Here is a 12,707-nt window from a genome sequence, read left to right on the forward strand (position 1 = left end):
GCCTCGCCACGCGCGTTACTTGAGCCCGAAGTCGACGCGCGTGGTGGCGCCCTTGTCCTCGATCCCCTTCGCGTCGAGCTTCGGCGCGACGATGAACACGCGACCCGGATCGACCTTGCTCTCGAAGTACTGCTGCACCGCCTGCGCGCGCTTTTGCGCGAGGTCGCGCAAGGCGGCATCGTCGACGGGTGCGTGATCGGCGAGTGCCTGCTTCATGTCGTCGTCGGGGAGCGTCTTCGTCAGGCCGATCATGTTGCGCGGCTTCTTGAAATCCGCCGACTTATACGCCTTTTCCAGGTACTTGCCGTACTCCTTGTCGTCGACCGTCACTTGCGACGTGTCCACGCTCTCGCCCTTGCCCACCGTATCCTTCACCTTCTGCAGGCGCACGAGGTTATCGACATACGCGGTGCGCAGCGCCGGCGTATCGACCGCCGGGTCGACGCGGCCGATCAGGTCGATCTTGACCGATGGCTTGTCGGTCAACGCCTTGATCAACGTGTCGAGCTTCTTCCTGTTTTCATCGGATAGCGTGGCCTTGCCGGGCGCGAACTCGACATAGCCGAGATCCTCGGCTCCACCGCCGAAGGCGTTCGCCAGCAACGTGAACGGCGCCGTCACAGCCTTCTCGATCAGGTGCAGCACCGCCGTCCAGATCAGGCTGCCGAGGCTGAACTCCGGATTCGAGAGCGAGCCCGACACGGGAATGTTCACGTCGATCACACCGTTGCGGTCCTTGAGCAGCGAAATCGCGAGGCGCACGGGCAGCTTCGTGGCGGTGTCGTTCTCGACGTGCTCGCCGAACGTCAACTGGTCGATGAACAGGTGATTGTTCGCCGTCAGTTCGCTGTTCTCCAGCTTGTAGTGCAGATCGACGTTGAGCTTGCCCTTCGTGATCGGATAGCCCGCGTACTTCGCCGAATACGGCGTGAGGTTCGTGAGTTCGATGCCATGCGCGCTCGCGGTGATGTCGAGCGACGGTTTGTCGATGAGCGGATTCACCGTGCCGTTGATCGCGATCGGTCCGTTGGCGGCGAGCTTCGCGGAGATGTCGACGGGCGCGGGCGTCGTCGATTGCGTGCCGAACGCGCCCACCGTGCCCTGGATCTGCACGAGGTTGGCGGTGTAGTTCGGCTTGATGAAATTGTCGGTGTAGGTCACGCGGCCGTCCTGCAGCACCAGCCGGCCGAAGTGCAGCTTCATCGGATTTTTCGACGGCTGCGCGGCAGTGACCGTGGCAGGCGCCGACGCAACCTGCGGCGCGGCTGGCGCAACCACCGCGCTCGCTGCCTGCGGTGAAAGCGGCACGGGTTCGCGCCCGCCGCGCGTGGCAGCAGCTGTATCGCGCGTGAGCGACTGCGCCGGGCCCGTCTGGTGTGCGACCACATCCTTGAGATTCAGGCGGCCCTGCGCGTCCAGCACGACGCTGCCGTAGAAGCCCGCGAACGTCACGCGGCTTGCATCGACGTCGGTGCCGCGCGCTTCGTCGTAGTTCGCCTTCAGGTTCGAAAGCGCGAGCGAGCGCCAGCCCGCGAACGGGCCCGACGTGACCTTGTCGAGCATGCGCACGTCGATGAGCGCCGCGTCGCCGCGATAGTTCGCCTTCATCGCCTTGCCCTGCTCCACCGCCAGGTCGCCCTTCATGTTGAGCAGCGCACTCGCAATCACGGCGTTCAGCTCGCTGCCGAAGTACGGCTCGAACGCGGCCGCGTCGAGCCGGTTCGCGTCGATCTTGAGCGTGGCTTTCAGCGGCGTCGGGTTCACGTTGCCGTTGAGCGCGAGCGTGCCTTTGTGGTTCAGCGTCGCCTTCAGGTCGATGGGCAGCGCGTGACCGAGGTCGTCGCTGATCTGCTGCACCTTCAGGTCGAGCGGCGTGATCGCGAGCTTCACGGGCTGCGGCGTGGTGCTGTCGGTGAAATTGATCGTGCCGTTGTGCAGGTTGAGCGCGTCGATCTTGTAGCGCCAGGCCGGTCCTTCCGTCGCCGATTTCTTTGCCGCATGGATCGCCGTGCGTTCCTGTGCAACCTCGTGGTGGCCCGCGAGATCCATGAGGTTGATGTTGCCGTTCTTTGCGCGCTCGCCGTTCACGACGAGGCCCGTCGCGTCCACCGAAGCGATCTGCGCGGTGTGCGCCGTGAGATCGACCTGCGTCACCTTCACGACGCCCTGCCCGAGCGCGATGACGGGTGTCTTTTCGCCGCGCGCCGCCGCTTTCAGCGAGTCGAGGCTCAGTGTACTGTCACCGACCTGCACCGCCGCAGGCGACTTCGACCAGTCGGCGGTAATCGTGGAGTCGAGGCCGAGCTTGCCGTCGATAATCTGCGCGGCGCTCAGATTGTCGAGGTACGGCTGCATCGGCACGAGGTGCAGGTTTGCCAGTTCGATCTTCGCGTCGGCGGCCTTGGCGACCATGCCGAACGAGCCCGCGGCTTTCACCGTGCCGCCATCCTGCGTCGCCAGGGCGAGCGTGTATTTCGCGGGCGTCTTCGCCGTGCTCGAGAAATCGCTCAGCGTGGTGTTGAGGTCCGTGAGCACGGTGTCGACAGGGCGCGACGTGGTTTCGTCGTGTACGTGCACCGTGCCGCCATTGATCGCGAACTGGCGAATCGAGAGGTCGAGAGGTCCTGCCTTTGCCGCGGTGGACTGCGCCGGGGCCGCCGAAGCCGCCGCACCGCTCGCCGCGTTCGGGCTACCCGCCAGCTTTTCGATACTCAGCACCCCGTTCTTGTCGCGCGCGATCCAGACGTTAGGTGCATCGAGGCGGATTTCGTCGAAGTGGAACGCATTGCTGAACGGCGCCAGCGACGCCGCCGCGACATGCAGGCTGCGCGCGGCGAAGAGCGGCGCGTTGGCCGTATCGGCGGTGTCTATTTCGTTGAGGTCGGTGGTGCCCGAGACGCGTAGTTCGGGTTTATCGCCGGACATCACGAAGGTGAGCTTGAGGTCGGTCGAGAGCTTGCCGCTCTTGACCTGCACGGGCAGTTTCGACGGCGCGTAGGTCAGGAGGCGCGGCACGTCGAGCGAGTCGAGCCGCAGCGAGACCTCGGACTCGCGCGACGTCGCAAACGGCTTGGTCCGGCCGTCGAACGCGAGCGTGCTGTTACCGTCGATGCGCGCGCGCAGGAGCGGCTCGACGAAGATATCGGTCTTCGAAGGCAGCGTTGCGATGAACGGAACGCCGACCGTAATGCGATCGATAAAATGCTTTTCGTTGAGCAGGCGATCGTCGAATGTGATCTGGCCATTTTCGATGCGGATATTGGAAAGCGAAAACGGCGTTGGCTTGCTGTTCGGTTGCGAGGGCTTCGAGAACTTCTCGATCAGGTCGGTGAAGTTGAAGCGCTGCGCATCGAGCCGCACGATCGTTACGCGCGGCGAGTCGAGACGCACCTCGTCGACGATGGGCGCGAGGCGGAAAAGCGACATCCACGATGGCCGCACGACGAGCCGCTCGACATCGAAGAAATTGCCTTCGCCGCCGCGCTCGCCGATATGGACGCGGTCGGCTTCGAATCGCAGCGTATAAGGATTGAGCGCGATGCTGCCGATGCTGACCGGGCGATCCAGCTGCTTGCTGAGCTGCTGGGCGGCAACGTGACGGATGATCGGCGGCGCGGCGAAAAAGCCGAGCAGCCCGACGACGACGAGGAAGATCAGCACGCCGGTCAGGATGTGCCGGGTGCGGGGCGCGCGCGCGACGGCGCGGACCGATTGCAGCGAAGAGTTCAGCGACGTTTTGTCGAGGCTTGCCATGCTCACTTGACGGTGACGCGGCAGCAGGCCCGCCGCGTGTAGTGGGACTGGGGTGACGGTCGACTGTGTCGACAGCGGAAAGTATAGGCCCGATGGCGGCGCTCGCGGCAAAAGTACGACGTGAGACACGCATGCCACGCAAGGAAGCCGTGATCGGGCACGGTGGACGTGCCGGGATTTGACTGACTGATGACGGCGCAATGTCTTGCAGTGTCAAAGCAATGCCGCGATGCATCCCGTCCGCTGTATGCGCATCGCGCCACTAGATTGTGACGGGCTTGTTACGGGCGACGCCTTCGCCCGCGCACCCGGCGTGCACCGGGCGCGCGTCGCGCGCTTCACTGACGCTCGACCGCGGGCGGCTGCCAGTTGCCGTCGACGGCGGCGTGCGTCGCCGCGTAAATGCGCAGCACCAGGCGGAAGTCCCCGCGCGGCACGGGCACCCAGTTCGCGCTGCCGCGCGGACGCTGCGCTGCAACGTGCACGTCGAGCGAACCATCGCGATTGCGCCGCGCGCCGTTGCGGTCGCCGAATGCCACGCGCACGGGCGCGACCGCATCGAGTGCGCCGTCCGTCGTGTACGCCGTGATCGACCAGAAACCGCGCGCAGGCGGCAGTTGTTTCGCCGTGAAATGAATCACGTAACGGTTTGCGCCGTTGAGCTGATGGCCTTCGCTGTCGACCGTCACGCGCGCGCGCACCTCGTCCGCGTTCTTCGCGAGACCCGGCTGCGCATACGCGGTGTAGGCACGCAGCGAGTAGTCCGGCCCATAATTGCCCGCGTCGTCGCCGACCCACTGCCAGCCGTTGCCCGCCAGCACGTTCGACGGCGCCGTTGCGACGCGCGTGCGGCCGTCCGCATAGCCCGCCGCCACGGCGTTTTTCGCACTGCGCGGAAACTTCACCGCGTCGCCGGGGCGCACGCCGATGTCGGCGAGAATCTTGAGCGCATGCGGGTCCTCCGGCGCGGGCGGGTTGTCTGCCAGCGCCCGCGAAAGGCGATCGAAAAATCCGTTGGCGTCGAGCGCGGCGACCTGCGAGCCCGGCGTGCCCGGCGCAACCGGATCGCCGCTCTGGCTCGCTCCCGCGGCCGACGCATCGACACCGCGCCCGCCATGCTCGTCCCACGCCGAAAGCGGCGCGACACGCATGGCGCGCTGCAGCTTGTGCACCGGCGCAAGGTCACTGCCGCCGCGCGTCTGGATGCGCGCGAGGAACCACACGTAACGCGTGCCGACTTCGACGCGCTCGACACGCGCGGGAAGCGTCCCTTTCCAGCCCGCGGGCACGAACGCAATCGTTTGCGCTTTCAGGCCACTTACACGGTCACCGAGTTGTGCGCCGGTCGACCACACGACGTTCGTCCACATGTCGAGCGCGCGGACGTCCATGTAGCGGCCATGCGTATCGGGCAGGCTCACGAGCACCGGTTCGCTGCCGACATCGAGCCAGCCGGTCGAGCCGAGTGTGTCGAGATTGGGATCGGGCGGGTTCGATGCGCCCACCGGGGGCAGCGACTGCGTATGGCGCAGCGTGTTCGTTTCGGACCTGCCCGGCGCGTTCCCGGTCGCGGCTTCGCGCGCGACGTCCATCAGGACGAGCGGAAAGCCGAAAACATAGGAGTCGGACACTTCGTCTTTTACCCAGCCGGTTTCGCTCGGCGCAACACCCGGCGCGGACGCACATCCGGCCATGAGAACGACGCCTGCAACCGCGAAGCAGGTACGGTAAAACGAAAACTCTCGGCGTTTTGTTGTCATTTGTGGATCTTGTGTGCGATGCAGGCGATGCAGCAATTGACGTCACCAAACCCCGACGAAGCGCACAGGCCCCCCTGGGCCGTGGAATTCGCGCTGCGTTGTGACCATGCTGCCGGGTGGTATCGTATCGCTCGCGCCTCGGCGTGAAAAGCAGTCTAAACGGAATTCTGCGTTACAGACCACAAAGCGAGCCCACACAGCGAGACCACACACCGGGTCGTCAATCGACACTGGCCGCGCGTTCGCCGCAGAGCGCCACGCGCCTTCTGGAGACCATTCACATGTATGTTCCTGCCCATTTCGAAGAAAACCGCCGCGAGGTGATCGATGCGCTGATCGCCGCACAGCCTTTCGGCTCGCTGGTCACGCGGGGTCCCGCCGGTCTGGACGCGAACCATATTCCCTTCGAATTCGAGCCGGCCAACGGGCCGTTCGGCACGCTGCGCGCGCACGTTGCACGCGCGAATCCGGTATGGCGGGAGGTCGCCGACGCGCCCGAGGCGCTCGTCATTTTCCAGGGCCCGACGGCTTACATTTCGCCGACGTGGTATCCGAGCAAGCACGAGACGCATCGTCAGGTGCCCACCTGGAACTACATGGTCGTCCACGCGCACGGCCGCATCGTCGTCCACGACGACGAGAACTACGTGCGCGGCGTGGTCGCGCGACTCACGCGCAAGATGGAAGCTGGCGAAAGCGTGCCCTGGAAGATGGGCGACGCGCCCGCGGACTACCTCACGCAGATGCTCGGTGCGATCGTCGGCATCGAGATCGAGGTGACGAAGCTCGTCGGCAAATGGAAGCTCAGCCAGAACAAGACGGCCGCCGACATCGAGGGCGCCGCCAGCACGCTCCTCGCTCGCGAGGGTGACGCGCAGCGCGCGGTCGGACAGGCCATGCGGGAATCGGCGCCAGCAAGCAAGTGATGCAGTGCCGGGGGGGCTGCGGCGCGTGCGAGCGCTGGCGCCCCGCGACGGCGCTCGCGTATTCAGTGTGCACCCGGTGCCCGGGCCGCATTTCCCGTTTTACGGTGCGAATTTCGCCCGAGGATGCATCATCCTCGGGGATGCGTCGAAAACGACCTTGACCTTCCCATCATGGGAACGTAGATACTGCCTGACGTCGAAACATTCACAGCGTCCCGGCCCCCAAGCATGAACGATCCTGTCGTTGAAGACCGCGCCCCCACCCGCGTCGCCGAACTCGAAATCCGCGGCATGACGTGCGCGTCGTGCGCCACCCGTGTCGAAAAGGCGCTCGCCAAAGTGCCGGGCGTGACGCGCGCGTCCGTCAATCTCGCTACCGAAAAGGCCACCGTCGAGGTGCGCGAAGACGTCATGCCCGAAGCGCTGACCGGCGCGGTCGAAAAAGCCGGCTACGAAGCGGCCCCCATCGCCACCGAAACGGCCACCTTCACCATCGGCGGCATGACCTGTGCGTCGTGCGCCAATCGTGTCGAGCGCGCGCTCTCGCGCGTGCCCGGCGTCGCGGGCGTCACCGTGAACCTCGCGACCGAGCGGGCCACGGTCAACCTGCGTGCGCCACTCACCGGCGATATCGCCGACCAGCTCGTCGCCGCCGTGACGAAGGCGGGCTACGAAGCGACGCCACTCGCCGACGAAGCCACCGCTGCAACCGGCGACGATGAAACCGCACGCAACATCGCGGCCCGCGACGCCACCCGTCGCGAATGGCATGCCGTGCTGATCTCGGCCGTGCTCACCGCGCCGCTCGCGCTGCCCATGTTCGGCGACTGGTTCGGCGTCCACTGGATGCTGCCCGCCAGCGTGCAATTCTTGCTCGCGTCGATCGTGCAGTTCGGATTCGGCGCGCGGTTCTACCGCAGCGCCTCGCGCGCCGTGCGCGCAGGCGCCGGCAACATGGACCTGCTCGTCGCGCTCGGCACGTCGGCCGCATGGGGCGTGAGCGTGTACGCGATGCTCGCGCATCCCGGCGACATGGCGCATCTGTACTTCGAGGCGTCGGCGGTCGTCATCACGCTCGTGCGCTTCGGCAAGTGGCTCGAAGCGCGCGCGAAGCGCCAGACCACCGACGCCATTCGCGCCCTCAACGCCCTGCGTCCCGACCGCGCGCGCATCCGGGAGAACGGCGTCGAGCGCGAAGTACCGCTCAACGCCGTGCGCGTGAGCACGGTGGTCGTCGTGCGTCCGGGCGAGCGTCTGCCGGTGGACGGCGTCGTGCTCGAAGGCCGCAGCCACATCGACGAATCGCTGATCACGGGCGAAAGCCTGCCCGTGCCGAAAGAGCCTGGGAACCCCGTCACGGCCGGCTCGATCAATGGCGAAGGCGCGCTGGCCGTGCGCACCATGGCCATCGGCGCGGAAACGACGCTCGCGCGCATCATCCGGCTCGTCGAGAGCGCGCAGGCGGAGAAGGCACCGATCCAGCGCCTCGTCGATCGCGTGAGCGCCGTGTTCGTGCCCGCGATCCTCGTCATCGCGGCGATCACGCTCGCCGGCTGGCTCCTCGCGGGGGCGCATGCCGAAACCGCGATCCTCAACGCCGTCGCCGTGCTCGTCATCGCGTGCCCGTGTGCGCTCGGTCTCGCGACGCCCGCAGCGATCATGGCGGGAACCGGCGTCGCCGCGCGCCACGGCGTGCTCATCAAGGATGCCGAAGCACTGGAAACCGCGCACAACGTGAGCGTGGTCGCGTTCGACAAGACCGGCACGCTCACGCTCGGCCAGCCGTCGCTCACGGCGTTCGAGACGGCCGATGGCGTCGACCGTGCCGATGCGCTCGCGCTCGCCGCAGCGGTGCAGCTGCAAAGCGATCATCCGCTCGCGAAAGCGGTCGTGAAGGCGTTCGAAGCGCAGGCGGCGGGCCGCGCCCTGCCCGCCGCCGCGCATGCGCGTGCCGTACCGGGCCGCGGCGTGGAGGCACAAGTCGGCGGACGACGCCTCGCCATCGGTAGCGGCCGCTGGCTCGATGAGCTTGCGTTCGCGGTGCCGCCCGCGCTCGCGGCGCGCGCGAAGGCGCTCGAAGAAGCCGGCAATACGGTGTCCTGGCTGAGCGGCCCACGCGCCGCCGGAGAAGCCGACGGGGTGCTCGCCCTGCTCGCCTTTGGCGACACCGTGAAGCCCGCCGCACACGAGGCCATCACGCGCCTGAAAGCGATGGGCATCCGCAGCGTGCTCGTGACCGGCGACAACGCAGGCAGCGCGGCGGCTGTCGCGTCGGAGCTGGGTATCGACGAAGTCCACGCGCAAGTGCTGCCCGACGACAAAGCCCGCACGATTCGCGACCTCAAGATCCGCACGGGCGGCATCGTCGCGATGGCCGGCGACGGCATCAACGATGCGCCCGCACTCGCCGCCGCCGATATCGGCATCGCCATGGCGACGGGCACCGACGTCGCCATGCATGCGGCCGGCGTCACGCTGATGCGCGGAGATCCTTCGCTCGTCGCCGCCGCGATCGACATCTCGCGGCGGACCTGGCGCAAGATCCAGCAGAACCTCTTCTGGGCGTTCGTCTACAACCTGATCGGGATTCCGCTCGCGGCGTTCGGCCTGCTCAATCCGATGCTCGCCGGCGCTGCGATGGCGTTCTCCAGCGTGAGCGTCGTCACCAATGCGCTCTTGCTGCGGACCTGGCGCGAGCGGCGCTGAGGCGGTCTGGGGGACGCCCCTGGGATCACCTGGCGTCCGGCCGAACCGGCCAAGGCCAAACGATCGTGGAAGCGATATTGCGCTGCGCGCAGATCGACGCGATCAAGTCCGCGATCGCAAAGCTCAAGACTGGAGATACCGGCCTGATCGGCTCAGCGGGAGAGACGCCGCTGCGCTCGGCGTCGGGGGTGCCGTGCCTGCGACGCAGCGTCGAGGTGTCATGTCTTTCGCGTCAAGGACTTGGGTGCGATGTCCAACGCTTGCCCACAGCCCTTTCCACGAAATCTGTGGAAAAGTTTGAGGCGCGATGTGCCTCCGATGTGCCTCGATCGCCGCTGCGTCGTGTCTTTCCTTGCGCGTCAAGCACTTGGCCGCGATGTCCCAAGCTTACCCACAGCCCTTTCCACGAATTCTGTGGAAAAGTGTGAGGCGCGATGTGACTTCGATATGCCTCGATCACGGCTGCTGTGAACGAACAATAGAGTTCGACACAAGACAAAATAGTTAGACACAAAACAATAGAGACTGACACAAGCCGTTTGCGTGCCGCTATTCTCCTGCCTCTCATTCAATGGGGCAAGCATGCGGGCACGACGTTTCAGGACACAGCCGGACATCGATCGATACGTGGCTTAAGGCTTTGGGCAGGGCGTCGGCCCCGACTACAAGCCGTGGCTTCGGGTGCAGGACGTTCCATCGCGTGGCCGCTCGCGAAAGATCCATGGCGTCAAGACACGGCGCATCCCCACGTGCTCTCCGATCTCAAGTATCACTATCTTGTAGCGCTTGAATTTTCTGAGCAAGTTGTCGATATTCGCGAGCAGTTCCCACTACTTCCTCTTGCGCCAGTCCAGGATATTGCCCTCCTGCGCGGCATCCGCTATCCACTTTATGCGGGGACAACCGTGCCTATCGTGATGACGACCGATTTCGTTGTTACCGTAAAGGCAGACGAGGGTTCGGTTCGCGAATATGCGCGAACCGTCAAATATGCTGACGGCCTGGCACCCGGTAACAGGCTTTCCCGCACACTCGAAAAATTCGAACTCGAAAAAGCCTTCTGGGCGCAGCGTAACGTGGACTGGAAGCTCGTTACTGAGACGAGCATGAGCGTCGTGATGGCAAGCAATCTCATCGGGCTTCGTGGCTGCGCGGAAATCGTGCAGGAATTGCCGGAGACGGATAAAAAAGCTTGATACCGTAACCGGCTACGGCAAAATTTGATTCATGGTCGGCGCACGTGTGCCAATAATTCGAGGGAATCCACGCCGTTTCCCGTGAGGAAGGACGGCGTGTGTCTCAAGGTTGCAGCCTGGCGTCAGGCTGCGAGGTTATGCTCAGAAGCGGTGGCGCAGCCCGACTGCAGCGCCAGCCTGATTGGCTGTTGTCGACGGGGACAGAATACCCGCGATCGATGTTGTGTTGCTGATCGCGGAGCCCTGATCGTTGTTGTACATGTCGCCCGATGCGTGCTGATAAACCCCGGCGAGGTACACATCGGTGCGCTTGGTGAGCGAGTAGTCCAGCGCCAGCGTGACCGAATGCCATTTCGGATCGCTCGACGTCGTGCCGGAGCCCGACGTCTTGCCGAAGGTGTACGTATAGGCACCCAGCACGGCAAGTGCAGGCGTGAGGTTATAGATGCCGTTCAACTCGACATTGTCGAAGCGGGCGTCCAGTGGAAGCGCCACGCCTGCGAAATGCGTTTGCTGGAGCTTCGTGTGCGTCCAGAGCACGCCGACCGTCGCCGGGCCAAACGCATACTTTGCGCCTACACCGAAGACGCGATGCACACCTGCGGGCAGTGCGTCATCCGCCGCGGCACCAGCGGAATTCAGTGAAGCGGGATCATTGTTTAACTGGTCGTAGGCCGCGGCAACCTTGAGCGGACCGTTCGAATAACCTGCGCCGACACTCCACGCGCGTCCGTTGGCGAACTGGCCGGGGTCATTGCTGAACCCATAGAGGCCACCAAAATGGAAGCCCGAGTAGTTCGCGCTCTCAAACTTGACAGCATTGGCGATGGAGCGCTGGGTGCCCAGATTGTCATTGTTCAGCGGATGCCCCGCCACGTTGACTCCCGCTCCGCTTCCAGAGAGGGAAAGCGGAGAAAGGTAATCGACCACTGAGTCGAACTGACGGCCAAGGGTTAATGTGCCGTAGGTGTCGCTCTGAAGTCCGACGTACGCCAGCCGGTTGAATAGGGACTCGTTCCTGGCGAATCCGCCATTGTTGATGTTGAAAGCCGACTGCAGCCTGAAGATTGCCTTCGTGCCGCCACCCAGATCTTCTGCGCCGCGCAGTCCGAAATAGGTATTCGACAGTGCACTGCCGCTCTGTTGCCACAGACTGTGGCCACCCGCGTTATTCAGGTACAGGATACCGGCGTCGATTGAACCGTAGAGGGTGACGCTGCTCTGTGCATGCGCGGATGCGCTGAATACGCCCAGTACGCCAATGGCGGCCAGGGCTTTCTTGAAAATGATCTTCACGTTCTTCATTCCTTTCCCCGGCCTGAATCGGCCAACTATCCGCCGATTGAAATATGGGAAGCACTTCTTTTGCCGAGGCAGGGCGACTATAGCCATACCGCTGCGTCGGGCCGTTGTTGGTCGGCAACGTATGGAATTCAATTCTTCAGGACCGTGAGCGAGAACAGATTTCGGACTGGTCGCGTTAACTTTGTTGGCCCGGTCTGTCAGAGCGCGGCGTCTGCTCTGCACTCGTCATGACAAAACAGGCCGTCAATCCCGACTACATCAAACGGATGCATCAAATCCGGACGAAACGTGCCTTTCGCACAGGTTTCTGACGATATTTAACAGAACGAAATTCTGGATCGATGCACGATCCTTCGCATGCGCGCGCAACGCGCGTAGCGCATGCGCGCGCAACGCGCGTAGAAGTCGATGCCGGACGGGTGTCGTGTGAAGCCGCTGGATAACACCCTGCAAAGGCGGGGTTTCATCCGGTATCACAAGGTGGATAAGAATGAATAACCGTTGTTACCGGCTTGTCTTCAGCAAGCTGCGGGGAATGCTTCTCGCCGTCGCAGAAACAGCCATCGGTCACAGCACAGGTCATGGTGAAACCGGGCCTTCACCCGCACTTCGGTCCTTCACGCTTTTCGCCATGCGCCACGCTGCATTTGCCGCGCTGGCGCTTTTCGGACTCGCACCTGTTTTCGCGGATGCGCAGATTGTGCCCTCGGGCGCGCATGCGCCGAACGTCATCAGTACGGCCAACGGCCTGCCGCAAGTGAACGTTACCAGGCCGTCGGGGGCTGGCGTATCGCTTAACACTTATTCGCAATTCGACGTAAGCAAAAGCGGCGCGGTTCTGAACAATTCGCCCGTCAATGTGGGTACGCAACTCGCAGGGCAGATATCCGGTAATCCGAATTACGCGGCGAATAACGCGGCGAAGATCATTGTCAACCAGGTCAACAGCAACAATCCGTCGATCCTGAATGGCTACGTCGAGGTCGCAGGCCAGAAAGCCGCTGTTGTCATCGCGAACGGTTCGGGGATTGTGGTTGACGGCGGCGGTTTTATCAATACGT

Annotated in this window: 7 protein-coding genes; 4 read left to right on the forward strand and 3 right to left on the reverse strand. The window is 64.2% G+C overall.

What is annotated here, in order from left to right; translation table 11 throughout:
• Nucleotides 1–15 precede the first annotated feature (15 nt).
• Nucleotides 16–3,753 (reverse strand): DUF748 domain-containing protein, encoded by a 3,738-nt coding sequence (locus tag D1Y85_RS25315; protein WP_124153822.1) that lies wholly within the window; start codon nucleotides 3,751–3,753, stop codon nucleotides 16–18.
• A gap of 338 nt (nucleotides 3,754–4,091) precedes the next feature.
• The gene (locus D1Y85_RS25320) at nucleotides 4,092–5,513 is read right to left on the reverse strand and encodes a DUF1254 domain-containing protein (RefSeq protein WP_124153823.1); all 1,422 of its coding nucleotides are present in this window, start codon (nucleotides 5,511–5,513) and stop codon (nucleotides 4,092–4,094) included.
• A 281-nt stretch (nucleotides 5,514–5,794) separates the two neighbouring features.
• Between D1Y85_RS25320 and D1Y85_RS25325 the strand changes: the two genes are divergently transcribed.
• From D1Y85_RS25325 to D1Y85_RS25335, 3 genes are all read left to right on the forward strand, one after another.
• Complete coding sequence (locus D1Y85_RS25325) at nucleotides 5,795–6,439, forward strand: FMN-binding negative transcriptional regulator (RefSeq protein ID WP_124153824.1); 645 nt, start codon at nucleotides 5,795–5,797, stop codon at nucleotides 6,437–6,439.
• A 228-nt stretch (nucleotides 6,440–6,667) separates the two neighbouring features.
• Nucleotides 6,668–9,145 (forward strand): heavy metal translocating P-type ATPase, encoded by a 2,478-nt coding sequence (locus D1Y85_RS25330; RefSeq protein WP_124153825.1) that lies wholly within the window; start codon nucleotides 6,668–6,670, stop codon nucleotides 9,143–9,145.
• A gap of 749 nt (nucleotides 9,146–9,894) precedes the next feature.
• Nucleotides 9,895–10,341 (forward strand): TnsA endonuclease N-terminal domain-containing protein, encoded by a 447-nt coding sequence (locus D1Y85_RS25335; RefSeq protein WP_221410339.1) that lies wholly within the window; start codon nucleotides 9,895–9,897, stop codon nucleotides 10,339–10,341.
• A 141-nt stretch (nucleotides 10,342–10,482) separates the two neighbouring features.
• Here the strand turns inward: D1Y85_RS25335 and D1Y85_RS25340 are convergent, their stop codons facing one another.
• Nucleotides 10,483–11,646 (reverse strand): porin, encoded by a 1,164-nt coding sequence (locus D1Y85_RS25340; RefSeq protein WP_124153826.1) that lies wholly within the window; start codon nucleotides 11,644–11,646, stop codon nucleotides 10,483–10,485.
• A 490-nt stretch (nucleotides 11,647–12,136) separates the two neighbouring features.
• Here D1Y85_RS25340 and D1Y85_RS25345 point away from each other — a divergent pair.
• The coding region (locus D1Y85_RS25345) for a two-partner secretion domain-containing protein (protein WP_124153827.1) at nucleotides 12,137–12,707 on the forward strand (571 nt) is incomplete at its 3' end.

The sequence above is a fragment of the Paraburkholderia dinghuensis genome, assembly GCF_003837865.1.
GTDB lineage: Bacteria > Pseudomonadota > Gammaproteobacteria > Burkholderiales > Burkholderiaceae > Paraburkholderia > Paraburkholderia dinghuensis.

What these genes read in the sequence shown, in the direction of transcription:
- D1Y85_RS25330 (WP_124153825.1), top strand. Translation starts at nt 6,668, where the DNA reads ATGAACGATCCTGTCGTTGAAGACCGCGCCCCCACCCGCGTCGCCGAA.
- D1Y85_RS25320 (WP_124153823.1), bottom strand. Translation starts at nt 5,513, where the DNA reads ATGACAACAAAACGCCGAGAGTTTTCGTTTTACCGTACCTGCTTCGCG.
- D1Y85_RS25315 (WP_124153822.1), bottom strand. Translation starts at nt 3,753, where the DNA reads ATGGCAAGCCTCGACAAAACGTCGCTGAACTCTTCGCTGCAATCGGTC.
- D1Y85_RS25325 (WP_124153824.1), top strand. Translation starts at nt 5,795, where the DNA reads ATGTATGTTCCTGCCCATTTCGAAGAAAACCGCCGCGAGGTGATCGAT.
- D1Y85_RS25340 (WP_124153826.1), bottom strand. Translation starts at nt 11,646, where the DNA reads ATGAAGAACGTGAAGATCATTTTCAAGAAAGCCCTGGCCGCCATTGGC.